Genomic DNA, 26555 nt, shown 5'->3' with positions numbered 1-26555 from the left:
GCAGGATTGGTGGGGCCGCCGCAGTTGATTAGAATGGGCGGTTTCCCGTCGCGTCAGGCGACGGCATGGTCATACCTTTTTCCTAGCCACGGCGGCCCATGAGCAACAGCACGAACAGGACGCAAAAAAAAGCGCAACCGGCCCCTCCCAGCGCCAGACTGGTACAGCTGGTGGCCGCGCTGGGCAATGGCGCCGGCCTCGATGCCCACACCTGCTTCGCGGAACGTATGGGCCGGCTGTTCGATCTGTCCGACACCATCGCACTGGACGCCGCCTATAAGTACCAGCCCATGGGGCCATTCCACCCCGAAGAAGGGCTGGCGGAGCGGCTCCGGGCCGACTTCGCCCAAACCCGTGACACGCTCATCAACGGCATCACCCTGAGTTTCGAGCCCGGTGACGCCAAGGTGAAGCTGCGCTTGCCGCGGATCACCGAGACGCCACCGGTGTTCAAGCCCTATGAACGTTTTTACCTGTCCCACCAGAGACAACTGATCACCGCCATTCAGTATCTGCGGCAACGTCTGCGCGACGGTTTTGCCGCCCAGAATCACACACTCGCCCAGCTCGCCGTGCTCGACACGGTGTTCGACAACACCCTGGCCAGCTATGGCCGCTACTGCTTCGGCGCCATACCGATGGTACTGGGCAAACGCTTTCGCTCCCTTTGGCGGGCGCACCGCAATCAACACTCGGCAGACCAGCCCGATCCGACCGACGCCTGGGTGACACCCGGGGGCTGGTTACATCAGTTTCACCAGGAAATGCAGACGCTGCTGCTGGCAGAACTGGAAACCCGTTTGGAACCGGTGCAAGGCCTGCTGGACGCATTGAATCACGAGGAACCACTCCCGCAATGACACGTTTTCTTTTCGCGCTGACCTTCATCCTGGGCGCCATCACGGTGATCTGGGTGGGCCTGGGCTTTCTCGGTACCGACCTGGTGGCGCTAACCGCCATCCTGCTGATCGCACTGGTGTACGGCCTGGGCTTTCTGGAGCTGCGGCAATTCCGCCGCGCCACCGCTCAATTGCGCCACGGTCTGGAGCAATTGCCGAACAGCCCGGACAGTCTCGGCCAGTGGATCGCTGGCCTGCCCGCTTCCCTGCGCAACGCGGTGCGCCGCCGGGTGGAAGGTGAACCGGTCGCTCTGCCCGGTCCGATGCTGACGCCTTATCTCTCCGGTCTGCTGGTCATGCTCGGCCTGCTCGGCACCTTCATTGGTATGATCGTGACCTTGCGCGGTGCCGTTACCGCGCTGGAAGGCGGCAGCGAACTGCACGCTATCCGTAACGCCCTGGCCGCTCCCATCAGCGGCATGAGCCTGGCGTTCGGTACTTCCATCGCCGGTGTCGCCAGTTCCGCCATGCTCGGTCTGGCCGCCGCCCTGAGCCGCCGGGACCGGATTCTGACCGGCCGTGAGCTGGACACTCATATCGCCACGGATCTGCGCGCGTTCTCAATCGGCCAGCAACAACGCGATACTTACCAGGCGTTGCGAGAGCAGTCCGCCGCTTTCCCCGAAGTGGTTGCCCAACTCGGCCATCTGGCCGAACGCATGGAACACATGAGCGAGCAGGTCAGCGGCGCGCTGACGCGGAACCAGCAGCAATTCCATGACAACGTCAGCGGCCACTATCAGCAGCTGGCCCACTCGGTCAGCGACACCCTGAAGCAAAGCCTGGCGGACAGTGGCCGCATCGCCGCGGAGAGCACCCGCCCGATCGTGGAAGCGGCCATGGCCCGTCTGGGACAACAGGCGGAGAGCACCCATCAGACCCTGAGCGAGATCAGCGAGCGTCAGCTCGGCACCCTGGCGGAACGCTTCCAAGCCACCACCGAACAAGCCGCCCGGCACTGGCAACAAGGGCTCGCCGAACAACAACAAAGCACCGGCAAACTGGCCGCCGACATCGACGCCGCGCTCCAGGCCCACAACAGCCGCTTCGAGCAGCACAGCAGCGAACTGCTGGCGCAAATCCGGGAGCATCATCAGCAACTGCGTGAAACCGGCAAGGCGCAACTGTCGGAGCTGGCCGAGCACTTCCAGGCCACCACCGAGCACGCCGCCCAGGCCTGGCAAACCGGTCTCGGCGAGCAGCGGCAACAGAGCCGCCAACTGGCCGAACAGGTCGCCGACGCACTGCAAGCCCACGGCGAGCGCTTCCGCGAACAAAGCGAGCTCCTGCTGGTCCAGGCCCGCGATCATCATCAACAGTTACAGCAGGCCAGTGAGGCGCAACTGACCGCCCTGGCGGAGCACTTCCAGACCACCACCGAGCGTGCCGCGGAGCAATGGCGCGATGGCCTGAGTGAACAGCAACACGCCAACACCCAATTGTCGGATAGCCTCGGCGCCGCTCTGAAGGACCACAACGATACCTTCCACCGGCATAGCAACACGCTGCTGGAACAGACTCGCGAACACCACCAGCAGCTGCAAAGCACCGGCGAACAGCAACTGGCGACACTGGCCGAGCGCTTCCAGGCCACCACCGAACAAACCGCCGAACAGTGGCGTCATGGCCTGGATCAGCAGCAGCGCTCCGCCGCCGGCCTGATTGACAACATCACCCAGGCTCTGCAAAGCCACAATGAGCAATTCCAGAACGCCGCCGAGACCCTGATTGCACAGCAGCGTGAAGGCCTGGAGAAACTGGTAACGGACACTGGCCAGGCCCTGTCCACGCTGCGTAACGAAGAAGCGCAACGTGGCGAAACCGCCACCGCGCGACTGGCGGAACTGGAAACCACGGTCACCCGCCATCTCGGTGACCTGGGCGCGGCCCTGGAAGCCCCCATGACGCGTCTCATCGAAACCGCTTCGGAAACGCCCAAGGCCGCCGCCGAGGTGATCAGCCAACTGCGCGAGGAAATGTCCCGAAGCAGCGAGCGCGATAACGATATGCTGGAGGAGCGCCGGCGCATCATGGCGGAGCTGGAAACCCTGCTGGCGGCCCAGCGTGACGGCGCCAGCGCCCAGCGCGAGGCGGTGGAAAGCCTGATCCGTGATTCCGGCGACGTTCTCAGGAGCGTCAGCGACACCTTCTCCCGGCAAGTGGAAGAGCAAAGCCGCAAACTGGATGAAGTGGCCTCCGACGTTACCGGCGGCGCCCATGAAGTGGCCAGTCTGAGCGAAGCCTTCTCCGTCGCCGTGCAGCTGTTCAGCGACGCCAACGACAAGCTCGTGGATCATCTGCAAAAGGTGGAGGCCGCCCTGGAACAAGCCACCACGCGCAGTGATGAACAGCTGGCTTATTACGTGGAACAGGCGCGGGAAGTCATCGACCTGAGCATGACCTCGCAGAAGGATGTGCTGGAAGCGCTTGGCGCGGTGCGCCAGCAGTCGGCCACCAACGGCAACGGAGCCGGCTGATGGATGAGCTGCACGACCGTCAGGCCCAGGCCACGCCGGTATGGGCCATCTTCTCCGATCTGATGGCGGCGCTGGTGGGCATCTTCGTGCTGATCACCGTGTGGGTGATCGGTATCCAATTGGAATTGAGCCAGTCCCTGCAACAGGAAAAAGCCCGCCGCCAGGTCGAGGAGCAGCGCCGTATCGCGCTGGAGGACGCGCTGCGGGATCCGCTTTCAAGCGGCCGTATCACCTTCCACAACGGCCGCATCGGTATCAGCGGCAGTGTCTTGTTCGCGCTCAACTCCGATGTCTTGCAACCCGAGGGCGAGAAGCTGCTGAGCAGCCTGGTGGAACCGCTACGCGCTTATCTCAGCGAGCATAATGAATTGCTGATGGTGAGCGGCTTCACCGACGATCTGGCGATTCAGAAGGGGAATCCGCGTTATCAGGATAACTGGGGACTTTCCGCACAACGTGCGCTCACCGTTACCCGCACGCTGATCGCCCAGGGCATGCCGGCGGACCGCATCTTCGCCGCTGCTTTCGGTGACAATCAGCCGGTGGTTCCGAACCAGGGCGAAGCGTCCCGCGCCAAGAATCGCCGGGTGGAGATCACCACCGTACCGCGCCAGGACAACCAGGCCGAGAACGATGAGTGACGTCACCGGGACACTCACACCGCTGCAGCGCCTTGCCCGGCTGCGTGACGACCACGCCGACCGCTACGACCCGGTGCGCTTCCGTTATCTGGACACCCTGGCCCAACGCCTGGCCGGGAGCCATCGGGCGCCGTCACCGGCGCAGCGGGAAAAATTACAGCAGGCGCTGACGGACTATCAGGCGCGCTTCGAGGAAGCCAGGGACAAGGCCCGGGCCCAGCGCGCCACCTTGCCTTACCACGCCGTCGATGACGCCACACGGGCCCAGTTGGATCATCTCTTCGAAAGGGGTGACCTGCGCGCCTTCCAGCGCCTCGCCGAGCAACAGACACGACGTTCGCCCTCACCGCTGGTGGCGTTACTGGAAGCGCTGCACGACAGCGATATCGAGGACGAAGGTCCCGACAACACCCCTTTGGATGCGTTGCTCAGGGCTCATCCCAACCTGTTCCAGAAGACCGCCGGCAAAGGCCGTCGCAATGTCCGCCCCCTGACATCGCAGCGGGAGCTCAAGGCTCTGCGTCAACTGCGCGCCACCCGCGCCCGCCTGCATACTCAGAAACGCATTGACCACGCCATTGCCCAGTCCCCCGGCGACGCCGGCCCGCTAAACGCACACCGCCTGGTCACCCGCAGTGTGGAAACCCTGCGCGGCCTGTCACCGGACTATCTGAACCATTTCGTCAGTTATATGGACACCCTGCTGGCGCTGGAGAAGGTGGCGAAGAAGGGCTGACGGCTCATGCCAACCACGGGGCACTGCTGCCATTATCTGACAGGAGCCCCCGATACACTCGCTCTCCAATCAACAATGACACGGAGAGGATTGCATGAGTCAGGATCTGGTTTTCTACACCAATCCCATGTCTCGGGCCCGAGTGGCGCGCTGGATGCTTGAAGAAGTGAACCAGCCCTACCGGACCCATGTTTTGTCATTCGGTTTGGGGATGAGAGACGCGGACTATCTGGCGATCAACCCGATGGGGAAAGTCCCCGCGCTGGTGCATGGCGACACCGTGATCACCGAGGTCTCGGCGATTTGCACCTATCTGGCCGATGCCTTCCCACAAGCCGGACTGGCTCCGGCTGTGACCAGCCGGGAACGAGGCGCTTACTATCGTTGGCTGTTTTTTATCGCGGGCCCGTTTGACGCGGCCTGCACCAACCATGTGCTGGGTTTCGAGGTCGGCGACGATGCCAAGAAAGCGATCACCGCTGGCTACGGCACCCTGGACCGGGTACTCAATACGTTGGAAAACGAATTACGCTGGAGGGATTATTTGGTTGGGGAGCAATTCACCGCCGCCGATCTGCTCGCTGGCGCTTATCTGGGTTACGAGATGGCTGTTGGCACCATCGAAAAGCGGCCGGTGTTCGAACGCTACTGCGCCAATCTGATGGAGCGCCCCGCGGCCATCAAGGCACGCCAGATCGACGATGACCTGGCCGCCCACGCGGTCTGACGCAGCGCGCTTCCATTTACTTATCCGCGTTATCCGCTTACCCGCGTCTCCGCTCTATCCACCCTGACCGCGCCGCCCCTCTCTCCAAAGAGGGGCATTCCCGATCCCGGCGCGGCTGTGGCACAGTAGGCATTCTGTTTCTCACCGTCATGGAGACCGCAATGGCCAAGGTATCGGTATACAGCGACACTCATTACCAGCAGCATATCCACGCCCGTCACCATCGTTTTCAAGCCGATGAAGGCTCCGATCTGGGCGGCGAGGACAGCGGCCCCAATCCCTACGAGTTGCTGCTTTCCAGTCTTGGTGCCTGCACTTCCATCACCCTGCGTATGTACGCCGACCGCAAGGGCTGGGAATTGGGGGAGATCAGCGTCTACCTGCATTTTCATCGCGACGAGGACGGTAATGAGTTCATCGACCGGACACTTTCCTGCAGCAGGGAGCTGACCGACGAGCAACGTCAACGGCTGCTGGAGATCGCCGCCAAAACCCCGGTGACCAAGACCGTGGGACGGGGCACCCTCATCGAAAGCAAATGGCAGTAACGGGCGAGTTTATCGACGCTTCCAACCCATATCGGGAATGAAGATGCGATGGACGAAGGTGCCGTCCCATTGCACCTCCTGTTCATTCAGCTCCCCGGGCTCATACATCTCTTCACACAGGATCCCGATGATGTCATCGCGCTCATCAAACCCGTGTAGCAAGGTTCGTATTTCGCTCAGAGTATCCACTGAAAGTTGCCTATAAAAGACCTGTCCTTCCGTGTAACGGCGATTCAGAGGGTGGTCCTGGTACGAGGGCCTCGTAATCATAGGAATCGTAATAAAAACCTTCCGGAGAATAGCGTCCCCTGCGGTAACGAACGACCTCCGGGTTATGGAAGCCATCGACGGATGCGCGGATTACCCTGATTTCATCCGCGCGCAACATCCGCCATAACTCATCCGCGAAGGTGCTCTTCCCCGCCCCGTCCGCACCGTCCACGGCCACACGCAGGGTTGCGCCGTTCATTTTATTGGTAATGACCGCCGCAATTCGCTGGAGCAATGCCTTTCGTTGTTTCATGCCCCCAACGCTCTTTGCAATCGACCTCAGGGCGCCTCAATTTTGTCCTGGGTGCGGGTGTCGAAATCGCTGGCATCGTGGCGCTCACGGAGCTGGGTTTCCGGTTTACCGAAAGTCCGGTTCACCATGCGGCCACGGCTCACCGCCGGACGGGCGTCGATTTGCTGGGCCCAACGGGCCACGTTTTTGTACGACCCGACGTCCAGGAATTCGGCCGCATCGTACAAACGTCCCAATACCAGTTGTCCGTACCAGGGCCAGGTGGCCACATCCGCGATGGAATATTCATCACCGGCCAGATAAGTGTTCTCCGCCAGGTGGCGATCCAACACGTCGAGTTGGCGTTTCACTTCCATGGTGTAGCGATCGATGGGGTAGCGATACTTCTCCGGGGCATAGGCATAAAAATGGCCGAAACCACCGCCCAGGAAAGGCGCCGCGCCCTGCTGCCAGAACAGCCAGTTCATACACTCGGTGCGGCCCCCCTGCTCCTTGGGTATCAGAGCGCCGAATTTCTCCGCCAAATACAGGACAATGGAGGCGGTTTCAAAAACACGCCGCGGCGGGTCCACGCTGTGATCCACCATGGCGGGAATCTTGGAATTCGGATTGATTTCCACGAAGCCGCTGCCGAATTGATCGCCTTCACCGATATTGATCAGCCAGGCGTCATACTCCGCCCCCGTATGCCCCAGGGCCAGCAACTCCTCCAGCATCACCGTGACCTTGACGCCATTGGGCGTGGCCAGGGAGTAGAGTTGCAATGGGTGCTTGCCCACCGGTAGTTCTTTGTCATGGGTGGCACCGGCGATGGGCCGGTTGATGTTGGCGAACTTGCCGCCGTTGCCGGGTTCCCATTGCCAGACTTTCGGAGGCGTATAGGTGTCGTCGGTCATTGGACTGCTCTCACGATTAACCAAAGTGGGTTGACGTGTAGCATGCCAACATAAACCCTGGAGAACGGCAAGACATCCCCCTTGCCTGATTCTGCCAAATCTCCTCCCGTGTCAACGGCGTTTTCCAGACGGAAGGTAGTGCTCAAGCCGATTAGCCGTCATAGACAATAAAAGCCAGCTTGTTGCCATCCGGATCCCGCACGTAAGCGGCATAGAACCCCTCTCCGTACCGAGGTCGATATCCCGGCTTGCCTTCATCACTCCCACCCTGACGCATAGCGATGTCATAGAGCCGGTCTACTTTCCGGGGCTCCGGGAGCTGGAACGCCGTCATGGTGCCATTGCCAACCGAGGCCGCCTCGCCATCAAATGGGTAGCCGACAAAGAACCGGGGGACCGACAAATCATCAACGACACCATAGGAGACGCAATCTTCGTCCCGCCAGCACACCTTAAACCCCATTTCCTGGAACAACGGGGTATAGAAGTCACTCGCTCTATCCAGATCCCGGATGCCAACCATGGTATAGGCGATCATGGTTCACCTCTCTTTCACTTTTCCGCTCAAGCATGCCCCCCTATCAAATCCCCCCCGAACGGAGCAGCAACAACTCCGCGAGTAACAGCGGTTCAGATTCTTTTGCAATCATCACTATAACCAGAAAAGCCCATTTTTCCTCGACTCTCTAAAACAAGATCGACCTTCCCATCCGAACTTTGCGTCGCGCCTCTCCCGCCCTGCTGGTGCGCCGGCGAAGAGACCGCTACCCTGAACCCGACGCAAAAAAACACGATACGCGCCCGTGGCCGTTGTTGGGCGTAGCCGACATCCACCGGGAGGAAAGGATGCCATATCAGGAACGCACCCACCCATCACCTCTTTTGATCGCCGTCGTGTGCCTGCTGATCAGCGGCCTGACGCATGCCGAACCACTCACCGTGGCGGTAAAATCGGCTCCGCCCTTCAGCTATCAGGAGGAAGGCCACTGGACCGGTATCAGTGTCGATTTATGGCATCAACTGGCCGGTCAACTGGGGCAGGACTACCAGTTGCGCCCATACCCAAGCGTGTCGGAAATGCTCGAAGCCGTGGAGCAAGGCCAGGCCGATGTGGCTATCGGGGCCATCAGTGTGACCGCCGATCGGGAACGGCGTTTGGACTTCACTCAGCCCATGTTTCGTGCCGGCCTGGGCATCGCCACGCCCAGCAGTCCCTCCGGGTGGCTGACGACGCTGCAAGGCCTGTTCAGTTGGAAATTCCTCTCCGCGGTTACCGCGCTGGTATTGGTCTTGCTGGCAGTTGGCGTCGTGGTCTGGCTGTTGGAGCGCCACCGCAACCCTGAACAGTTCGGTGGCAGCATCCGTGAAGGCATTGGCAGCGGCTTTTGGTGGTCGGCGGTCACCATGACCACCGTGGGTTACGGCGATAAAGCGCCAATCACTCCGGCCGGCCGGGTCATCGGCCTGATCTGGATGTTTGTCAGCATCATCACCATATCCGGTTTTACCGCCGCCATTGCCTCCAGCGTTACGGTTAATCAACTGCAAACCCGGGTTTCCAGCGTCGCGGACCTGCCACGGGTTAAAGTTGGAACCGTCGACGGCACCAGTGCCTCTCACTGGCTCGACAATCAAGGCATTGCTTATCGGCCTTATCCGAACATCGCACACGCGATGCAAGCCGTGGCGCAAGGGCGCGTTGATGCGGTGGTCCATGACGCTCCGGTAATGCGTTACTTGCTGCGCCAGAACCAGGAAAACGAGGTACTGGTCCTGCCACAGCTCGCGCGGGAAGAAAGTTACGCCATTGCCGTGGCCAATGGGTCTCCGCTCCGCGAGCCTTTGGACCAGGCCTTGCTGGGCATTTTAAACGATGAAGGTTGGCGTGGTGTGGTGACCCGCTATTTAGGGGCGGAGTAGACTTCTATCGGTCAAAGGCAAGCGCCCCATTTTATAGAAGGCCAACGCGCCCACCCCGGTCCGTCAGTCCGGCCCATGAAACCGCTCGTATGTGTCCCCCAGCTCACCATTGCCGGAAAGCGTGTTTCCTTTTTTGTCCTGAATCGTAAGCGGCTGCGGAACACTCCCTATTTGCGCACACCTATCCAAACCAAGAAGCAGCCGGGCTCTCTCATGATGGCGCCAATATAGTGGGCAGCTCGGCTTTGACGGCCTCAAGATCGGTCTCAGGCACCACGATGCCCCCTTTCAATATCACCTTCGACACCATCAGGCTCTCTTACTGGATCCACCATCCGCCCGCCTCTGGGCTACCCTTCCAGTTTCGATATGGCCGCCGCCAGATTCCTTCTGGCTTGCTGCTCGCGTTCTGTCAGGAAAGGCTCGTTCTGAAAGATTCTGGGGCGATCAAGAAAGCCCTTGAGCACCTCCACTCTCTTCTTTTTATATAAAGGCCATGGCACCATCTTGTATTCGCTGCGCACGCCTTCTTCGAAGATCTGGTAAGTTTCGGGTTCCGCGCCCAATACAGCCAGATCGATATCCACTAGCAGCGATTCATCACTCGTCTTCGCAGGAGCATTGTGCTCGGTAACCATAATGAGACGGTGCACCCTATCGGCGATATCTCTGGATGCTCCATTCTCCAGCACGAAAGATTGTGCCCAGTCAGCACTCTTCTTCTCGTTCTTTCCTGAAAGCGGCTCATAGATGGCATCATGAAACCATAAGGCCAATTCTACTTCACAGGGGGACTGTATCTCCGAAACGCATCTATCCAGATGTCGAAGACAAGCGGAAACATGTTCTCGCGAATGGTAGTAACGGCCCTTCCCTGAGTAGGAAGACACCAGGGAGCGATACGTCTCGGTATTGTCGCCGAAGTCCCACAGCGTCATAAGTCGGGCCCAGCGCTCCGGATTCATATCTGATTCATCAAGCATCGTGTCATTATCCCTGCAGGATTGATTTTCCGTCCCACTCGCTGACTTGCCCCACTCCCGCGGCGATCAACTTGTCCAGCAGCGTACCCCGACCGTTCCCCATGAACCATTCCATCTCGTCATCGGTTATAACGGTGGCGACAAGAAGATCCATTCGCCCGTTGGACAGGTCGACTCCCAAAGGCAGAGGCTGCCGTGCCTCGCTGATCAGCACTATGACAAAGTCGTCTTCGGCGACCTGAACTTCCTGAACCGTGAGACCGTTGTAATCCTCCAACCGCTTCAGGGTGCCCAATCTTCCGGGGTTTTCCTGGCGGGAGAGGCTTCATCAGGGCTTCTCGTGCCTGATTTAAAACCTAACAACTTCCTTAAAATCCTTTTCATTGGCCATATCCTTCACTCTTTCAGGAAAGAACTCACCCTATCACTTCTCAACGCCCCTTCGGAACCGTTATCCTTTTGAAACCTGGTTTGGTAATGCCAGAAATTCAGGAGGTGGTCCAATCAGCCGTTTGACCGTCTGCCCCCGTCAGAGCAATAAATATGGCCCGAAATACTCTTCTACCGCCTGACGGCAATAGCCATCTTCACCACGCCAGTACTCGGCAAACACCCAGTCGTTTCTTCCCTTTACCGGCCGGTCGTAGCTGCCGGGTTTTAACACACCGATGCTTGCCAGAATCTCAATGATAACCTGCCGCTCCGCCTTGCTGGACTTTACAACCGAGGCCAGCCGCTTCTCAAGTGCACCTGGATAATCATCGGGCTGGGAGCTTTCAATTACACTCAGGATGCCGTTCAGACAATCGACATCATCAGCCGTCGGCTCGGGAATCTCACACCGCTTAAACTCCCTCATGTCAAAAAGGATGTAGAGAATGTCACCATGGCGAACACCGCCCCATTTCATCCGCTCGAAATTCAATACATTAAGATCACTTTCCTTATAGAACTCATGCCCTATCACCCCATACCGGCAGCCTTCGCAAATACCGCAAAAATAAGAGTGCGCAGCCGGCTTTCCGTCCACATAGTGAGTTCCGGAGACGACAGGAGTGTAGTGATGGCCGGGGATGCTCCTTGCAATCACATAAGAGGATAGGGCGGAGCGCCAATCCAGACGGCGACGACTCAGGCTACTGACAAACCCTTTGGCCACCGCCTCCACAGGGGTTTCGTTTACCAATCTGACAATGGAAGCCACGCAGTCATCATGTGAAATCGAAATCGGATCAAACATCAACCCCTTTGATTTCGCATACTCAACGTCCAGCCCTGTCAGAACCCTGTCCTTTCTGTCAATCCAACCGTTCTTCCAAAAGGTGGAAAGCAGAATCTTATTGGCTTTCTTGTCCATACCTGTTTGAGCCCTTACTTCAAAGAAAATGATCCCTTCTCATAACCCAAAAGGACTTTAATTCAGTTTTCCGAACCAACCCACCCCTCCAGGGGCTCACCGCAGGCCATACCGTTACCACCTCGGGACACAGGGACACAGCAATATAAGATCAGGCCTTTCTCCTGCCATGAAGGCCGTAGGTAATAAAAATTATGGCCAAGACACCGGAAATAAAAGGGTCATAATGAAGTCCGCTATCTGGAACTATTTTATAGTATTGAGGCTGTGGGTTATGAACAAAAAGCCATTCCCAAGTCCTGATCCATAAATCGACAGGTAAGAACCCAAGGAGATCAGCGATAGTGTATAGGGCACACAGGATGCCGATCACTAAATAAGCGTTCTTCATACTTCACCTTCAGATGGCCTTATCTTTACAACACATCATTCCAACAGCTCACACCGTAAACCATCGCATATTGAATAACACCGAAAAGACAGGACATAAAACGGAATTATTTCTTTCTCTCCTGGTCATTAGTACCCGGGGGCGTCCCTGGGGCGGGGATAGCAATGGATGATAGCAATCGATCCCCTGTCGGCCTCACTAACCACACGATGTATACTGCGCGCCGAACGCGCCGGCCGGAAGCGGCCTCGGCGGCGCCAGGGAATTGCGAACGGAGAGATACAGTATGACAACGCTGGTCCTGAACGGTTGGCGCACACGGCTTGGGGAGTGGATCGAGTCTCCGCCCGTACGGCACCTGATTACCGCCCTGATCCTCCTCAATGCCATCGTTCTGGGGGTGGAGACTTCCACCGCCGCGGAAGAAGCCGCCGGCGGGTTACTGGCCCTGCTCAACAGCATTATCCTTGCGGTGTTCGTGGCGGAGATTGTGATCAAGCTGGCTGCGTTCGGCCCCCGCTTCTTTCGCTCCGGCTGGAACCTCTTTGACTTCCTTATCGTCGGCATTTCCCTCGCGCCCACCTCCGGTCAGTTGGCCATCCTGCGCAGCCTTCGCATCCTCCGGGTATTGCGGCTCCTGTCCACGGTCAAACGATTGCGCATGCTGGTGGAGTCCTTGATGCACTCCCTGCCCGGCATCGGCTGGACCGCGGCGCTGTTGCTGATGATGTTCTATATTTTCGGCGTAATGGGCACGGAGTTGTTCGGCGAGGCCTTCCCGGAATGGTTCGGCACGCTCGGAGCCAGCATCTACACCTTGTTCCAGATCATGACACTGGAAAGCTGGTCCATGGGCATTGCCCGTCCGGTCATCGAACAGTTCCCTCACGCCTGGGTCTTCTTCGTTCCCTTTATTCTCATCTCCAGCTTCATGGTTCTGAACCTGTTCATCGCCATTATCGTCAACGCCACGCAAGAAGTGCACGATCTGGAACTTCGGGAAGAAAGAGAGCGGGAAAATCAGCGCGCTCACGATGAGCGGCAGGAGATGTTGGACCTGTTGAGAACCATGGAGAATCGCCTGGGCACGTTGGAAGAGCGGTTGTCGGAGCAGCAAAACCGGTAACGGTTCTGCTTTTTCCTAGTCGATGAGCCCGAGCTCCCTCTGCTTTTTCCTGGTCAGCCCCGAGGCAACGATCCGGTGGGACTCCTTGATATAGTATCGGAGCGCCTCATCCGACTCATCGGGAGCGTCGTACTGCTGTATCCACTTCATCCCGCGGGAGGCCAGATAGGGTGCCGGCCGGTACCCCGGCTCCCCGGACAGAATATGGAAGTTAAGATCCGAAGCCTTGAACGTGAAGGCCGGCTTGCCATTCTTTGCCCACCCGCCAATGGCGAAAACCTTGCCACCCACCTTCCAGACGTGGGAGCCACCCCACTGGACGACATGGGAGGTCGCCGGCAGCGAACGGCAGAACGCGTTGAATTCTTCGTAGTTCACGGCAACGGCTTCCCGGCGACAATGAAAACCGATTCCCTGGTCACCCGCCATTCGTGATCGATATAGAACCCGGCATCGGTCAATAGTGCCACCAGTCCCTTCTGGCTCAACGGGCTGACATGGGGAGCCAACCCCAGACGCTGCATCACGGGAATCGTCCCTCGCCAATACCACGCCATTTCCGCGACCAGCGCGGTACTGGAAACAAAGACACCTCCGGGCTTGAGGACCTCATAAACCCTGCTGACGGCACCTGGCACTTCCTCCAGCAGATGCAGGATATTCAACCCCAACACCGCATCGAAACTGGATGGTATCAGTTTCAGGCTGTCCAGGCTGCCCTCCTGAAAGCGGATATTGGTAATTCCCGCCTCACGAACCTTCCCTTCCGCGATCTCCAGCATTCTGGGAGAAACATCCGTGGCCAGAATCCGGCCCACATGAGCGGCATGTTGGATCGCGGTACTGCCGGTACCACAGCCAAACTCCAACACCGACCAATCGCGTTGGAGATAGCTCCGGGTTATCGACAGCTTCTTCCGGTAGGTTTCTTCGTCCTTGACCGGGCTCCGGGCGTAACGAGGCGCCGCCTTGTCCCAGAAGACTCTCGCGCTTTTCATCCTCGCAACTCCTGAAAGGTGTCTAACTGGACTTACCGGCAAGCGCCGGAGACTCCGCCGGTACAGGGGGACGTTGCAACAGATTCACACAGGCGGCAATAGCCAATAGTAACGGAGACACCCAAAAGCCGGCTTCAATGCTGCCCGCCACATCGGAAATGGCACCGGCCAGGATCGGGCCAATGGTCTGGCCAAGCGCGAACCCTACCGTCAGCAGCGAAATGGCGGCGGTCCAGGACGCGGCCGACAACTGACGCTGTGCAACGATGGTGATCGAAGTGGGGCCCGCCATGAAACTGCCGCCGAACAGGATCGCCGACAGGAACATCGCCATCGGCCCCGGATAGAGCAGCACCGGCAGGGTGCCCAGCATGGCCGTCGCGAATACCAGGGCCGGCCCGCGACCGTCATTGAAGGCACCCAGCACCCGCCCCCATAGAAGATTGGTAACGGCGGACACCAGGCCCAGTGTGAACCAGAACCAGATCATCTGCTCGCTACTGCCTCCTTGTTCTTGCAACAGCGCCATAATGAAGGTCATGTAACCGACATAACCGGCCCCGAAAACACCGTAGCCGATCAACGTCGGCGCGATCCGCCGGCACTCCCGGGCATTCAACAATGCCATGGTGCCACCCGCCGGCTGTTGCACCTGGCGGGCAGCCAGCCAGGCAGCGGGCAAGCCGGCGGCGCCGAGCACACCCAACACGGTCCAACCCTCCGGCCATCGCTGCGCCCCCTCCCGCAGGATGATCGGTAAAGCCATGCCGGCGAGAATAACGCCCATACTGACTCCCGCCACATACACACCCACCAGGACTCCACGACGACGAGGGTTTTCCAACGGACAGATCGCGGAAACCAAACCCGCGCCAAGAATGAAGGTAACCGCCGTGGAAACGCCACCGACGGTTCTTAACATGATCAGAGCAGACAAGCTGGCCGTCATTGCCGTCAAAAGCAGGACCAGAACACTCACCGAGAAACCGGCCAGGAACGCTCGCGCCGTTCCCCATCGCCGGGCCAGCCAGGCCGCCACCAGGGCCCCGACGATATAACCCGCCCCATTGGCGGTATTGAGAGCACCGGCTTCCACGTAAGTCCATTGCAAATCCACCTGCATCGGCGGCAGCAGTAAACCGTATGCGAATCGAGATAGTCCCAGGGCAACCGCTGCGCCGGTGGATAACCCCAGAGCAGTAAAAATATCCCGGCAGAAGTCGCTTTTTTCGTCCATGGCTTTTTTCGTTGTATTTATCGGCATCGCTCTTTCCTTATCAAGCGTTCCGAGCGACTCCCTCCTCGGCAACGCCCACCACCACCTTTCCCCGACAGCGCCCGGTGCGACTACGCTGGTAGGCCTGCTCGATATCGGCAAGATCAAATTCACTGTCGATCACCGGCCTGAGTTTTCCGTCATCCACCAGGGCTGACAGGGTCTCCAGATCCCTGCGCCGGGGAGCTACCATGATGTTCGCCGCATTCCGGCCCAACATACGATGTATCGGCGTCCCCAGCATCGACCGGGCGTGACCTCCGGTGGAAATGAACCAGCCGCCGGGAGCGGTCAGATCAGCACAACCGCGAGGGGATTCATTGGCGGCCACATCAAAGACCAAATCGAAGGCCCCGTTACCATGACGGTAATCTCCAAGGGTATAGTCGATCACCTCATCGGCACCAAGGTTACGGACGAGTTCCGTATTCTTACCGCTACACACACCGGCCACCTGGGCGCCGAGCGCCTTGGCAATCTGTACCGCGAAAGTACCCACCCCACCGGAGGCGCCGATGATCAGCACCTTGCTGCCGGCCTTGATTCCTCCCTTGCGCATCCCTTGCAATGCGGTGAGCGCCGCCAGCGGCATCGCCGCCGCCTCACGAAACGACAAGGAGACTGGCTTCTTGGCGATGCGGAACTGGCTGATACGCGTTCGTTCCGCCAGGGACGCGGTACGCAGATTCATGTCCATGCCATAAACCGCGTCCCCCACTTCGAAGTCGGACACATGACTCCCGGTCGCGATCACCGTCCCCGCCAGGTCATCGCCAAATAGCGGCGGGAGTCGACGACTCAGCGCCGGAGTCGCCAACAAGGCGAGGTGGTAGTTGAGCTTCCAGTCCTTGGGATTTACGGAGGCCGCCTGCACTCGCACCAGAACGTCATCCGGCCCCGGTTCACCGGGCTCCGGCATCTCCCGGACCACCAAGCGAGGGTTACGTCCCCAACCTGAAATCATCACCGCCTTCATACCGATGCTCCCTCGACATCATCTCAAAGCAGCTTAACAAGCCAGGCCCATCATTGTGCGCCGTTTCAGGTGATGCTCTTTCAAGACGCCGGAGCCGTTGCTATCAACGGTCCATCAAGCCGGTGAAGGAGATTGCCTTGCAAGCGAATACCCAGAGGTTCGCCAGCAGGATTGGCTTCCACAGCGGCTCCGCGGCGGCTTAGGCGGTTCATCTCTGTGTAACCGCCTTCGCCGCCCGCGCCGCATGGAGTTTTTTGTAGCTCTCGATCAAGCGCAGGTGCTTGTCCAGACCCTCCAGCTGCATGTTGGTGGGCGTCAATCCCGGGAAGCGGATGGAGCCATCCACGGCGCCGACCACGGTACTCATGGTGTCCTCGCCATACATACGACGCAGGTTCACCAAGTAGTGGTCCAATTCCAGCTCCTGGTCCAGCGTGATCTCCAGCACGGCACTAACTGCTCGGTAGAACAGATTGCGCTCCACCGTATTGTCGTTGTATTGCAGGAAGGCCTCCACTCGCTCCAGGGCCTCCTCGTGCTGTCCCAGTGCCAGGTTGATCAGCAACTTCAACTCCAGAACCGTGAGTTGCCCCCAGACGGTGTTTTCATCGAACTCGATGCCGATCAGGGTAATGATGTCGGTGTAGTCGTCGATCTGGCTTTCTTCCAAGTGCCCGGCCAGGTCAGCCAGTTGATCGTCACTCAGCCGATGAAGATTGAGGACATCTTCCCGATAATCCAGGGCCTTGTTGGTGTTGTCCCAGATCAGATCGTCCACCGGGTACACCTCGGAGTAACCGGGGACCAGAATCCGGCACACCGGCGCGCCCAGGTCCTCATGGACCGCCATGTACACTTCCTTGCCCATCTCCCCCAGGATATCGAACAGCTTTGTCGCTTCTTCCACCGTGGTGCCGGAGAAATCCCATTCGTGGAAGTCATAATCCGCCTTGGCGCTGAAGAAACGCCAGGACACCACGCCGCTGGAATCGATAAAGTGTTCCACATAGTTGTTGGGTTCGGTCACCGCCAGGTTGTTGAAGGTTGGCGGCGGGAAATCGTTCAGCCCCTCGAAACTCCGCCCTTGCAGCAGTTCCGTCAGACTGCGCTCCAGGGCCACCGCCATGCTCGGATGCGCGCCGAAAGAAACGAACACACCGCCGGTGCGCGGGTTCATCAACGCCACGCAGGCCACCGGGAATTGGCCGCCCAGGGAAGCGTCCTTGACCAGCACCGGGAACCCCTGGGCTTCCAGTGCCTCAACGCCCTCCACCAGGTTCGGATATTTCGCCAACACCGCCGGCGGCACGTCCGGCAGAGCCAACTCCTCCTCGATAATCTGTTTTTTTACCGCCCGTTCGAAAATTTCCGACAGACACTGCACCTGCGCTTCGGGCAGAGTATTGCCGGCGCTCATGCCGTTACTGAGAAACAAATTCTCAATCAGATTGGAGGGAAACCAGACCGTCTCGCCATCCGAGCGGCGCTCGAAAGGCAGAGAGCAAATGCCCCGTTCCACATTACCGGAATTGGTATCAATCAGATTGGAGCCGCGCAGCTCGCCCTCGGGGTCATAAATGGCCAGACAACGCTCATCCAGAATGCCTTCGGGCAGTTCGTCCTCCGGGCCAGGCGGGAACCAGCGCTCGTTCGGGTAATGCACGAAGGCACTGTTGGCAATCTCCTCACCGAAAAACTGATCGTTGTAGAAGAAATTGCAGCTCAGCCGTTCGATGAATTCCCCCAGGGCCGAACACAACGCACTTTCCTTGGTGGCGCCCTTGCCGTTGGTGAAGCACATCGGCGACGCCGCATCGCGAATGTGCAGAGACCAAACATGCGGCACGATATTCCGCCAGGAAGCGATCTCGATCTTCATGCCCAGCTCTTCGAGGAGCCCGGTCATGGTGGCGATGGTCTCCTCCAGCGGCCGGTCCTTGCCCTCGATATAGGTGCGCGACGCACCATCGAGCCCCGCCATCAACAACGCCTGGGCATCCTCGTCCAGATTCTCCACCGTCTCTATCTGAAACTCCGGCCCGGTCTGTACCACCTTCTTCACCGTGCAACGATCGATGGAGCGCAGAATGCCTTGCCGGTCCTTGTCGGAAATGTCTTCCGGCAGCTCCACCTGAATACGGAAGATCTGGTTGTAGCGGTTCTCCGGGTCGACGATGTTGTTCTGCGACAATCGGATATTGTCGGTGGGGATATCTCGCGCCTTGCAGTACACCTTGACGAAGTAAGCCGCGCACAGTGCCGACGACGCCAGGAAGTAATCGAACGGGCTCGGTGCCGAACCGTCACCCTTGTAGCGGATCGGCTGATCGGTGACGACGGTGAAGTCGTCGAACTTGGCTTCCAGGCGGAGGTTGTCGAGGAAGTTGACCTTGATTTCCATGGGAGGGATCCGGGTTGGGGAGTTTGGCGCTCGGGGGCTTGGATGAGCGCCATTATCCTGATTTTGCAGGGGTTCGTCTTGGCGGGCTCGAGGGGGTGCAAAAACACGCCCGGTTGCAGCCTTTTTGCCTTTAATTGATAATCACTCTCAATTCTGAAGCACAGTATCGGAACTCATGACCGGGACAGCCACTAACCCACAGCCCTTGCCTCCTCGCTCCCAAGGCGAGATCAGCGCTTTGTATGAGGCGCATCACGGCTGGCTGACCCACTGGCTGCATCGTCGCCTGCGCTGTCCCCAGGACGCCGCGGATCTGAGCCATGATACTTTCCTGCGCCTGATTCTCGGCGACCAGCCCCTGGAGGCACTGCGCGAGCCGCGTGCTTATCTTCTGGTCATTGCCAGCCGCCTGCTGATCAACCGCCACCACCGCAAACAGGTGGAGGAGGAAGCCCTGCGCCAGGTCGCCATCTTGCTGGAAACCCGGGACATCCGGGGACCGGCGGAGATCGCGGCGGCCCGGAATCTGCTGGTCAGTGTCGTCAAGCTGCTGGTCGACGAGTTACCGGAAAAGCCCCGCCGCGCCTTCCTCATGGCACGCCTTGAAGGACTCAGTTACCGACAGATCGGACGCCGGCTGTCGGTCTCCGAAAGCAGCGTCAAACAATACCTGGCCCGGGCGCTGGCCCATTGCCACGCCCGGCTCTATGACAGCCTGGACCCGCCGTGTCGGACTTGAACCGTATCCGCCAGCAAGCCGCCGAATGGGTGGTGGCCTTGCAGGAGGCCGGCTCCGATGAGCGCGCGCGGCTGCAAGCCGAGTGCGAAATCTGGCAGGCGGGGGATCCTCGGCGACGCCAGGTGCTCGAGCAGATCCAGCGAATATGGCAGGCTCCCGAACCCGCCCTCGAACGACGCCGCAAACGCCGGCGTCAACTGACCGGCCTGGGCTCGCTGCTACTGCTGGCCTGGTCCGGCACCCAGCTTCCCTGGGCCTATTGGGGCGCGGACTATCGCACCGCCGCCGGCGAGATCCGCACCGTGCCCCTGCCCGACGGCAGCCAGATCGTGCTTAACAGCAACAGCGCCATGGATCTGGACTACAGCGAAGGGGCCCGCACCGTGAAACTGGTGCGCGGCGAACTGCTCGCCACCGTGGCCAAGGGCCAGGATGCGCCTTTCCAGGTAGAGACGCGGGACATCAGCGCCACCGCCCTGGGCACCCAGTACACGGTGAAACTGGCGGACACCTACAGCCGGGTGGCGGTGCAGGAATCCACCGTGGCCGTGACCTCCCATAACGGCGGCGCCCCCCTCCGCCTGGCTTCCGGGCAACAAGCCGACCTGAACCGCGATGGATTGATCGCCCAGAGTACCGCCCCTGCCCATCGGCCGGATTGGGCGGACGGACAACTGGTCTTCAACAACACCCCTCTGCCGCAAGTGGTCGAGCGTCTGAGTCACCACCGTGCCGGTATGCTGGTGCTGGATGAAACGCTGACCGCCGGCCAGCGTGCTCCCCACTTTACCGGCGTGCTGCCCGCCGACGACAGCGACGCGGCCCTGGCGCTACTGAGCGACGCCCTGAACCTGAAGGTACAACGCTTCACACCCTGGTATGTGATCTTGAAGCGACAATAAAAAATCGTACTTCGTACTGCCCGATTGGCTTCCTGCTTTGTCTTCATCAGTAGAGACACCGCGAAAATAACGCTGGAGCCAATAATGATCCCGAAGACCGGAACGACATCCCCCAAAGCGCTGCTGTTGCTTGGCTTGCTGGCCCCCTTGCTGCTCACTCACCCGGGCAGCGCACGGGCTCAACAACCCGTCCCCATCCATCTGCCTGCCCAACCGTTGGATCGGGCCATCATAGAACTGGCCCGCCAGACCGGCCTGATCATCGGCGGCGACGCCTCACTGCTTCAAGGCAAACAGGCTCCCGCGCTCAGCGGTGAGTACACTCCGGAAGAGGCGCTGCGTGCTCTGCTCGCCGGCAGTGGCGTCACCGTGATCCACGGTACCAACGGCTACAAACTGGAAAGACTGCCTCGGCAGGAGAACACGCTGGAGGCGGTCTCCGTCTATGGCCGCCTGAGAAACGACACCGTCGAGGCCATCCCGCAAAGCGTAAACGTCTACGACCGGGAAAACTTCGATCTGGCCGGCGCCGATACCGTGGGCGACGTGGTACGTCTCACCCCCAGCGCCAACCGCTCCGGCTCCGGCCGCGACATGTTCGCCGACGATTTTCTGATTCGCGGCTTCAACGCCGAGCAATCCGTCAACGGCCTGGGCTTCCGGCAAACCGATCACCCCACCGACCTCGCCAATGTGGAGCGTCTGGAAGTCCTCAAAGGCCCGGCCTCGGTACTGTACGGTCAGATGGAACCGGGCGGCACCATCAACGTCGTGACCAAGCAGCCGCTGGACTATTACCAGGCGGAAGTCAGCGCCGAGTACGGACGCTACGATTACCACCGCACCACCCTGGACGTGACCGGCCCGCTCAATGATCGGGTGCGTGCCCGCCTCAACCTGGCGCACCAGGACAGCCACGGCTCCATGGACCATTGGGGGTACGAGCGGCTGTTCGTGGCACCCAATGTGACCGTGGACCTCACCGACACCACCAACCTGACGGTGGAAGGCAGCTACTCACGCAACGAATGGACCGCCCTGCCCGGCGGCGCCCCGGCGGAGGGCGCCATCGAGCCCAATCCCAATGGCGACTACGGCGACGACTTCAACGTCGCCGGGAAAGACGGCGTCACCGACCGCGACTCGATCTACCTGAACACCCGGCTTACCCGGGCGCTCACCGATAATATCGACGCCCGCCTCAGCTACGCCTATACCCGCAACAGCGCCGACTGGCGCGAATACGCGCCCTTCGGCCTGGGCGCGGACTTCCGCACTCTGAACCGCATCATCTTCGCCAGCGACGACGCCAGGCAAACCGACCATGAAGTGATCCTGGACCTCAGCGGCGAAGCCACCACCGGCGCGCTCAAACACCGTTTCATCACCGGCATCAACTACCGGGAATCCGACAGCACCCGTCCCACCCAGATTTACCTGATCGACCCCATCGACCTGTACCAACCCGTTTACGGCCCCATGGACCTGAGCACCCTGGCCCGCGACCGCGGCTTCACCCAGACCGACCGCATCCTGGCTGGCTTCGTCCAGGACCGCATCACCGTGGCGGAAAAATGGCATGTGCTCGCCGGCCTGCGCTACACCGACGCGGAACAGTCCCAGAAGACCACCGACTTCCTCGACAACAACAGCATCACCCGCGCCGAACTCGGTGAAACCGCCTGGACCACTCAGTTCGGCCTGGTCCATGACCTCAGCGACAACGCCTCACTCTATGTGAGCCGCAACGAAGCCTTCGTGCCACAGCAAGGCACCACCTCTGGCCGCCAACCCCTGGACGCGGAAGAAAGCGTGCAGTACGAAGTGGGCGTGCGCGTCAACGCCGGCCGCCTCAACATCAACGCAGCCGGCTTCATCATCGAGAAAGACAACATGCCCATCAGCGACCCGCTCAACGCCGGCTTCCTGGTGGCCCAGGGCCGCGCCCGCTCCCAGGGCGCCGAGCTCACCGTGGACGGCTACGCCACCAGCAACCTCTACCTGAGCGCCGGCTACGGCTACACCGACACCGAAGTGCTGCGCACCGACGACGCCACCCTGGAAGGCAACCGCTTCGTCAACGTGCCCCTGCACACCGCCGCCCTGCAAAGCCGCTACTACCTCAACGCCGTCACCGGCCTGAGCCTGGGCGGCACTGTCGCCTACGTGGACGAACGCCCCGCCAACGCGGACAACAGCGTCTCTCTGCCCGCCTACACCCGCTTGGACCTGGGGGCCTACTATGTCATCACCGATGCTTTGCAACTGGACCTGTTGTTCAACAATGTCACCGACGAAGAGATCTTCTCCCCCGGCTCCTTCGACGGCGTGATCCGTGAAGAGGGCCGCACTTATCTGGCGCGCCTGAAGTACCTGTTCTGATGCGCAAACGGCTGGTGCTACTGCACCGCTACATCGGGCTGGTGATGGCGGGTTTCCTGATCATCGCCGGCCTGACCGGCGCTGTGCTGGTGTGGTATTACCCGCTGGATGCGCTGATCAACCCGGGCCTGCTGCGAGTGGAACCACCGGCGGCGGACAGTGAGCCGCTCTCGCCATTCATACTGCGGGAAAAGGTCGATGCCGCTTTTCCCGACGCCGCGGCAAACTGGATGATGCTGGCGCCGCCGGATGCCCACAGCCCGATGCGCTTTTTTATTGCCCCAGAGCCCGGTGGCGCGGCCCTGCCCATGGACGAAATATTTGTTGACCCTTACAGCGGCGACATACTGGGGGGACGGCTGTGGGGCGACATCACGGCGGGCCCCACCAACCTGATGCCATTCATCCACCGCCTGCATCACGCCCTGGCATTGGGCACCATCGGCACCTGGGCGTTCGGTATTGTCAGTCTTCTGTGGGTCCTGGACTGCTTCATTGGTGCCTGGCTCACCTTCCCGCCCCGGCAAAGCCGTAACGGTCCACCGCGCCCTCGCCGTTTCTGCAAGCGTTGGATCCCGGCGTGGAAAATTCGCTGGCGCGCTGGCCCCCATAAACGCCGCTTCGATCTCCATCGCGCCGGCGGCCTGTGGCCCTGGGCTCTGCTGCTGGTGTTCGCCTGGAGCAGCGTGGCCATGAACCTCCATGCGGAGGTCTATCGCCCCACCGCCGGGCTGTTTCTGACTTTCCAGGAAGATCCATTGGTGGACATCCCGACACAGGACACACCTTCCCGCCACCCCCAAATCGGCTGGGAGCAAGGCTTCCTGATCGCCCGGCAAAGATTGGAGACCCTGGCGGCGGAGCGTGGCTTTTCCATCAAGGCGGTGGAGCGCTTCGCCTACCACCCGGACAAGAACACACTCAAACTGATGGCCCGCACCAGCAGTGACGTCAACCAGCGCTTTGGTGAAACCTGGGTCTACGTGGACGCCACCACCGGCGCGCCGCTCGGGCACTACCTGCCAACTGGAGAAGCCTCTGGCGACACCCTCACCTCCTGGTTGACCACTCTGCACATCGCCGCTTTGGGTGGGCTGCCTTACCGGATAGCCGTAACCCTCCTCGGCCTGGTGATCGTCATGCTCAGCGTCACCGGGGTGATGATCTGGTGGCGGAAACGGAAGGCGCGAAGATAAACATTCCCGCGTCATCAGCTCCTATCAAGCTATCCGCTTCGGGGCGCTGCTTTTCTCCAGGCGGATGGCGATCAGCTTGGAGGTGGGTGTAAAGCTGCCGTCGCCATAGCTGTCCATGGGCACCAGCGGATTGGTTTCCGGGTAATAGGCGGCGGCCTGGCCGGCGGGGACATCGTACTCCAGCAGCGTGAAATCGCTGACCCGCCGTTCCTCGCCATCACGCCATAGAGAAACCACATCGACCTTGTCGCCATGCTGGAATCCCAGACGTTCCAGATCGGCATGATTGACGAACACTACCTTGCGGCCGCCGTGCACGCCCCGGTAACGGTCGTGCAGGCCGTAAATGGTGGTGTTGTACTGATCGTGGGAGCGCAGCGTCTGCAGCACCAGATCCGGTTTGGCGCCAGAAGCCAGCGTCTCCGCATCCACCAGGGTGGCCGGTAGTGCGTGGCTGACCAATTGGGCACGGCCGGACTCCGTGTGCCATTGGCGATCGCGGGCGGGATTACCCAGGTAGAAGCCGCCCGGCGTCTTGAGCCGCGCGTTGAAGTCGTCGAAACCGGGAAGGGTGTCCTCAATCAGATCGCGAATACGGCCGTAGTTTTCCACCAGGGCGCTCCAGTCCACAGGTGTCTTGCCCAGCGTGGCTTCGGCGATCCCGGCGATGATCGCCGGCTCGGACCGCATCTGCTTCGACAAAGGCCGCAGCTGCCCATGGGACAAGTGCACCATGCTGAACGAATCCTCCACGGTGACGCCCTGCGGGCCGTCCGCTTGCTCATCAATGTCGGTACGCCCAAGGCACGGCAGGATCAATGCCTCGTGGCCGCAAATCAGATGGCTGCGGTTGAGTTTGGTACTGATCTGGACGGTCAGTTCGCAACGCCTCAGGGCCTCATGCGTGCGCGCCGTATCCGGCGTGGCCTGGGCGAAATTGCCGCCCAGCGCCAGAAACACCTTGATCTTGCCCGCCACCATCGCCTGCAGCGTGGTAATCACGTTGTATCCGGGCTCGCGCGGCGGTGTAAAACCGAACCGTTCTTCCAGGGCATCGAGCAAGGCCGCCGGCGGTTCGTCGGCAATGCCCACGGTACGATCCCCTTGCACATTGGAATGGCCACGCACCGGGCACAGTCCGGCGCCCTCGCCGAACTGGCCACGCAACAACTGCAGATTGGCGATCTCCTGGACCGTGGCCACGGAATGCTTATGCTGGGTAATGCCCATGGCCCAGCAGATAATCACCCTTTTACTGTCGCGATGAATGCGCGCGGCCTGTTCCAGAACGTCGCGGCTGATCCCTGATTGAGCCTCGATCCGTTCCCAGCTGGTGGCGTCCACCATCGCCAGGTACTGCTCCATGCCGTCGGTGTGTTGGGCGATGAAGTCATGATCGAACACCGCTTCGCCGCCGCTGGCCAGGGCTTCCCGATCCCACCGCAGCAACCACTTCACCATGCCGCGCACCGCCGCCATGTCACCGCCCAGAGCCGGGCGAAAGTAAGCGGTGTTCAGCGGCGATGAGGACTGAGTCAGCATTTCCAACGGATCCTGAGGCGCCTGGAACCGTTCCAGCCCCCGCTCTTTCAGCGGATTGAACACCGCCACCTGGGCTCCGCGTTTCACCGCATCACGGATCGGCTCGAGCATGCGCGGATGATTGGTGCCCGGGTTCTGGCCAAACAGGAACAACGCGTCGGCTTTGTCGAAATCCGCGAAGGTGACAGTGCCCTTGCCGGTGCCGATACTTTCGATCAGGGCCACACCGCTGGCCTCGTGGCACATATTCGAGCAATCCGGGAAGTTATTGGTGCCAAACGCACGCACGAACAACTGGTACAAATAGGCCGCCTCGTTACTGGCACGCCCGGAGGTATAGAAGCTGGCCTGATGGGGACTTTCCAGATCATTGAGATGGCGCGCGATCAACGCGAAGGCGTCGTCCCAACGAATCGGCTTGTAGTGATCGGTTTGCCGGTCATACACCATCGGCTCGGTAATCCGGCCCTGGAACTCCAGCCAGTAGTCATCCTGTTGCAACAATTCGGTAACGCTGTACTTCTCGAAAAAGGCGGCATCCACGCGACGGCTGGTAGCTTCCCAGTTAACCGCCTTTGCGCCGTTCTCACAGAACTTGATCATGCCGCTTTCAGGGGATTCTCCCCAGGCGCAGCCCGGACAATCGAAACCGTTGCTTTGGTTGGTCTTGACCATGGCATAGAGATTCTTGAACGGCTGCTTGCTCTCAAACCAATGGTCGGTGACGGCGCGCAGGGCGCCCCAGCCAGCGGCCGGGCCCTTGTACGGCTTGAAGCGCAGACGGTCGGCGGGGGGAAGCGTGTCGCTCATGGTGCGTCTCCGATGTCCGGACGGGGCAGCCGGCAGTAAAGCCGGGGGCCCCGTGGCGGAGCAGATGAATCAGGTTGAGGCCACTGTAGCACCACCTCAGGAAAGAAGC

At 60.2% G+C, this 26555-nt stretch carries 25 protein-coding genes; 12 read left to right on the top strand and 13 right to left on the bottom strand.

Annotated elements, in window-relative coordinates:
* The first annotated feature begins 98 nt into the window (after positions 1-98).
* The 6 genes from A6D6_RS09915 (at position 99) to A6D6_RS09890 (ending at position 6028) form a co-directional block, all read left to right on the top strand.
* A complete protein-coding gene (locus A6D6_RS09915) occupies positions 99-860 on the top strand; it encodes a DUF3348 domain-containing protein (RefSeq protein WP_159660641.1) in 762 nt (253 codons plus the stop codon).
* Positions 857-3376 carry a DUF802 domain-containing protein gene (locus A6D6_RS09910; RefSeq protein ID WP_236564064.1) on the top strand — a complete coding sequence of 840 codons (2520 nt, stop codon included), beginning with the start codon at positions 857-859 and terminating at the stop codon, positions 3374-3376. Before A6D6_RS09915 ends, A6D6_RS09910 begins: the two co-directional genes overlap by 4 nt.
* Positions 3376-4017: an OmpA family protein gene (locus A6D6_RS09905; RefSeq protein ID WP_159660640.1), complete on the top strand. Its 642-nt coding sequence runs from the start codon at positions 3376-3378 to the stop codon at positions 4015-4017. The genes A6D6_RS09910 and A6D6_RS09905 overlap by 1 nt, the downstream gene beginning before the upstream one ends.
* The gene (locus A6D6_RS09900) at positions 4010-4753 is read left to right on the top strand and encodes a DUF2894 domain-containing protein (protein ID WP_159660639.1); all 744 of its coding nucleotides are present in this window, start codon (positions 4010-4012) and stop codon (positions 4751-4753) included. Before A6D6_RS09905 ends, A6D6_RS09900 begins: the two co-directional genes overlap by 8 nt.
* A gap of 94 nt (positions 4754-4847) precedes the next feature.
* The gene (locus tag A6D6_RS09895; RefSeq protein WP_159660638.1) at positions 4848-5480 is read left to right on the top strand and encodes a glutathione S-transferase family protein; all 633 of its coding nucleotides are present in this window, start codon (positions 4848-4850) and stop codon (positions 5478-5480) included.
* A 161-nt stretch (positions 5481-5641) separates the two neighbouring features.
* On the top strand, positions 5642-6028 hold the full coding sequence (locus A6D6_RS09890; RefSeq protein ID WP_133493475.1) for an OsmC family protein: 387 nt from the start codon (positions 5642-5644) through the stop codon (positions 6026-6028).
* A gap of 9 nt (positions 6029-6037) precedes the next feature.
* On the opposite strand, the gene A6D6_RS09885 is transcribed toward A6D6_RS09890, so the two are convergent.
* The 4 genes from A6D6_RS09885 to A6D6_RS09870 all read right to left on the bottom strand — a co-directional run bounded on the left by A6D6_RS09885 (position 6038) and on the right by A6D6_RS09870 (position 7985).
* On the bottom strand, positions 6038-6217 hold the full coding sequence (locus tag A6D6_RS09885) for a hypothetical protein (RefSeq protein WP_201303750.1): 180 nt from the start codon (positions 6215-6217) through the stop codon (positions 6038-6040).
* A gap of 10 nt (positions 6218-6227) precedes the next feature.
* On the bottom strand, positions 6228-6551 hold the full coding sequence (locus tag A6D6_RS21715) for a nucleoside/nucleotide kinase family protein (protein ID WP_201303749.1): 324 nt from the start codon (positions 6549-6551) through the stop codon (positions 6228-6230).
* A 26-nt stretch (positions 6552-6577) separates the two neighbouring features.
* Positions 6578-7447, bottom strand: coding sequence for a glutathione-dependent disulfide-bond oxidoreductase (gene yghU / locus A6D6_RS09875; protein ID WP_133493473.1), 870 nt, complete (start codon positions 7445-7447; stop codon positions 6578-6580).
* A 151-nt stretch (positions 7448-7598) separates the two neighbouring features.
* On the bottom strand, positions 7599-7985 hold the full coding sequence (locus A6D6_RS09870) for a VOC family protein (protein WP_133493472.1): 387 nt from the start codon (positions 7983-7985) through the stop codon (positions 7599-7601).
* 308 nt (positions 7986-8293) lie between these two features.
* Between A6D6_RS09870 and A6D6_RS09865 the strand changes: the two genes are divergently transcribed.
* On the top strand, positions 8294-9367 hold the full coding sequence (locus tag A6D6_RS09865; RefSeq protein ID WP_133493471.1) for a transporter substrate-binding domain-containing protein: 1074 nt from the start codon (positions 8294-8296) through the stop codon (positions 9365-9367).
* Positions 9368-9717: 350 nt separating this feature from the next.
* On the opposite strand, the gene A6D6_RS09860 is transcribed toward A6D6_RS09865, so the two are convergent.
* The 3 genes from A6D6_RS09860 to A6D6_RS09850 all read right to left on the bottom strand — a co-directional run bounded on the left by A6D6_RS09860 (position 9718) and on the right by A6D6_RS09850 (position 11707).
* Positions 9718-10350: an HD domain-containing protein gene (locus tag A6D6_RS09860; RefSeq protein WP_159660636.1), complete on the bottom strand. Its 633-nt coding sequence runs from the start codon at positions 10348-10350 to the stop codon at positions 9718-9720.
* A 7-nt stretch (positions 10351-10357) separates the two neighbouring features.
* Positions 10358-10645 carry a hypothetical protein gene (locus tag A6D6_RS09855; RefSeq protein WP_201303748.1) on the bottom strand — a complete coding sequence of 96 codons (288 nt, stop codon included), beginning with the start codon at positions 10643-10645 and terminating at the stop codon, positions 10358-10360.
* 234 nt (positions 10646-10879) lie between these two features.
* Positions 10880-11707, bottom strand: coding sequence for a hypothetical protein (locus A6D6_RS09850; RefSeq protein WP_159660635.1), 828 nt, complete (start codon positions 11705-11707; stop codon positions 10880-10882).
* Between the two features lie 677 nt (positions 11708-12384).
* Here A6D6_RS09850 and A6D6_RS09845 point away from each other — a divergent pair.
* On the top strand, positions 12385-13224 hold the full coding sequence (locus A6D6_RS09845) for an ion transporter (protein ID WP_133493468.1): 840 nt from the start codon (positions 12385-12387) through the stop codon (positions 13222-13224).
* 15 nt (positions 13225-13239) lie between these two features.
* Here the strand turns inward: A6D6_RS09845 and A6D6_RS09840 are convergent, their stop codons facing one another.
* From A6D6_RS09840 to A6D6_RS09820, 5 genes are all read right to left on the bottom strand, one after another.
* On the bottom strand, positions 13240-13602 hold the full coding sequence (locus tag A6D6_RS09840; RefSeq protein WP_133493467.1) for an MmcQ/YjbR family DNA-binding protein: 363 nt from the start codon (positions 13600-13602) through the stop codon (positions 13240-13242).
* Positions 13599-14222: a class I SAM-dependent methyltransferase gene (locus A6D6_RS09835; RefSeq protein ID WP_133493466.1), complete on the bottom strand. Its 624-nt coding sequence runs from the start codon at positions 14220-14222 to the stop codon at positions 13599-13601. Before A6D6_RS09835 ends, A6D6_RS09840 begins: the two co-directional genes overlap by 4 nt.
* A gap of 22 nt (positions 14223-14244) precedes the next feature.
* On the bottom strand, positions 14245-15486 hold the full coding sequence (locus A6D6_RS09830; RefSeq protein WP_159660634.1) for a YbfB/YjiJ family MFS transporter: 1242 nt from the start codon (positions 15484-15486) through the stop codon (positions 14245-14247).
* Between the two features lie 13 nt (positions 15487-15499).
* Positions 15500-16474, bottom strand: a complete 975-nt coding sequence (locus tag A6D6_RS09825; protein WP_159660633.1) for an NAD(P)-dependent alcohol dehydrogenase — start codon at positions 16472-16474, stop codon at positions 15500-15502.
* Positions 16475-16682: 208 nt separating this feature from the next.
* Complete coding sequence (locus A6D6_RS09820) at positions 16683-18875, bottom strand: OsmC domain/YcaO domain-containing protein (RefSeq protein WP_159660632.1); 2193 nt, start codon at positions 18873-18875, stop codon at positions 16683-16685.
* 175 nt (positions 18876-19050) lie between these two features.
* Here A6D6_RS09820 and A6D6_RS09815 point away from each other — a divergent pair, with 175 nt between their 5' ends.
* The 4 genes from A6D6_RS09815 (at position 19051) to A6D6_RS09800 (ending at position 24094) form a co-directional block, all read left to right on the top strand.
* Complete coding sequence (locus A6D6_RS09815) at positions 19051-19614, top strand: sigma-70 family RNA polymerase sigma factor (RefSeq protein WP_080530255.1); 564 nt, start codon at positions 19051-19053, stop codon at positions 19612-19614.
* Positions 19602-20516: a FecR family protein gene (locus A6D6_RS09810; protein WP_159660631.1), complete on the top strand. Its 915-nt coding sequence runs from the start codon at positions 19602-19604 to the stop codon at positions 20514-20516. Before A6D6_RS09815 ends, A6D6_RS09810 begins: the two co-directional genes overlap by 13 nt.
* Positions 20517-20600: 84 nt before the next feature.
* Positions 20601-22898 (top strand): TonB-dependent siderophore receptor, encoded by a 2298-nt coding sequence (locus tag A6D6_RS09805; RefSeq protein WP_159660630.1) that lies wholly within the window; start codon positions 20601-20603, stop codon positions 22896-22898.
* On the top strand, positions 22898-24094 hold the full coding sequence (locus A6D6_RS09800) for a PepSY-associated TM helix domain-containing protein (RefSeq protein ID WP_159660629.1): 1197 nt from the start codon (positions 22898-22900) through the stop codon (positions 24092-24094). Before A6D6_RS09805 ends, A6D6_RS09800 begins: the two co-directional genes overlap by 1 nt.
* A 24-nt stretch (positions 24095-24118) precedes the next feature.
* On the opposite strand, the gene A6D6_RS09795 is transcribed toward A6D6_RS09800, so the two are convergent.
* Complete coding sequence (locus A6D6_RS09795; RefSeq protein WP_159660628.1) at positions 24119-26446, bottom strand: FdhF/YdeP family oxidoreductase; 2328 nt, start codon at positions 26444-26446, stop codon at positions 24119-24121.
* Positions 26447-26555: the final 109 nt, after the last annotated feature.

Origin of the sequence: Alcanivorax xiamenensis (assembly GCF_009846745.1) — a bacterium.
Taxonomy (GTDB): domain Bacteria; phylum Pseudomonadota; class Gammaproteobacteria; order Pseudomonadales; family Alcanivoracaceae; genus Alloalcanivorax; species Alloalcanivorax xiamenensis.
This window is presented reverse-complemented; position numbering and strand designations above follow the sequence as displayed.

Coding starts and splice junctions, on each gene's coding strand:
- A6D6_RS09815 (WP_080530255.1), top strand. CDS start 19,051: ATGACCGGGACAGCCACTAACCCACAGCCCTTGCCTCCTCGCTCCCAA.
- A6D6_RS09890 (WP_133493475.1), top strand. CDS start 5,642: ATGGCCAAGGTATCGGTATACAGCGACACTCATTACCAGCAGCATATC.
- A6D6_RS09850 (WP_159660635.1), bottom strand. CDS start 11,707: ATGGACAAGAAAGCCAATAAGATTCTGCTTTCCACCTTTTGGAAGAAC.
- A6D6_RS09795 (WP_159660628.1), bottom strand. CDS start 26,446: ATGAGCGACACGCTTCCCCCCGCCGACCGTCTGCGCTTCAAGCCGTAC.
- A6D6_RS09830 (WP_159660634.1), bottom strand. CDS start 15,486: ATGCCGATAAATACAACGAAAAAAGCCATGGACGAAAAAAGCGACTTC.
- A6D6_RS09805 (WP_159660630.1), top strand. CDS start 20,601: ATGATCCCGAAGACCGGAACGACATCCCCCAAAGCGCTGCTGTTGCTT.
- A6D6_RS09800 (WP_159660629.1), top strand. CDS start 22,898: ATGCGCAAACGGCTGGTGCTACTGCACCGCTACATCGGGCTGGTGATG.
- A6D6_RS09820 (WP_159660632.1), bottom strand. CDS start 18,875: ATGGAAATCAAGGTCAACTTCCTCGACAACCTCCGCCTGGAAGCCAAG.
- A6D6_RS09845 (WP_133493468.1), top strand. CDS start 12,385: ATGACAACGCTGGTCCTGAACGGTTGGCGCACACGGCTTGGGGAGTGG.
- A6D6_RS09910 (WP_236564064.1), top strand. CDS start 857: ATGACACGTTTTCTTTTCGCGCTGACCTTCATCCTGGGCGCCATCACG.
- A6D6_RS09865 (WP_133493471.1), top strand. CDS start 8,294: ATGCCATATCAGGAACGCACCCACCCATCACCTCTTTTGATCGCCGTC.
- A6D6_RS09835 (WP_133493466.1), bottom strand. CDS start 14,222: ATGAAAAGCGCGAGAGTCTTCTGGGACAAGGCGGCGCCTCGTTACGCC.
- A6D6_RS09915 (WP_159660641.1), top strand. CDS start 99: ATGAGCAACAGCACGAACAGGACGCAAAAAAAAGCGCAACCGGCCCCT.
- A6D6_RS09895 (WP_159660638.1), top strand. CDS start 4,848: ATGAGTCAGGATCTGGTTTTCTACACCAATCCCATGTCTCGGGCCCGA.
- A6D6_RS09860 (WP_159660636.1), bottom strand. CDS start 10,350: ATGCTTGATGAATCAGATATGAATCCGGAGCGCTGGGCCCGACTTATG.
- A6D6_RS09825 (WP_159660633.1), bottom strand. CDS start 16,474: ATGAAGGCGGTGATGATTTCAGGTTGGGGACGTAACCCTCGCTTGGTG.
- A6D6_RS21715 (WP_201303749.1), bottom strand. CDS start 6,551: ATGAAACAACGAAAGGCATTGCTCCAGCGAATTGCGGCGGTCATTACC.
- A6D6_RS09905 (WP_159660640.1), top strand. CDS start 3,376: ATGGATGAGCTGCACGACCGTCAGGCCCAGGCCACGCCGGTATGGGCC.
- yghU (WP_133493473.1), bottom strand. CDS start 7,447: ATGACCGACGACACCTATACGCCTCCGAAAGTCTGGCAATGGGAACCC.
- A6D6_RS09870 (WP_133493472.1), bottom strand. CDS start 7,985: ATGATCGCCTATACCATGGTTGGCATCCGGGATCTGGATAGAGCGAGT.
- A6D6_RS09900 (WP_159660639.1), top strand. CDS start 4,010: ATGAGTGACGTCACCGGGACACTCACACCGCTGCAGCGCCTTGCCCGG.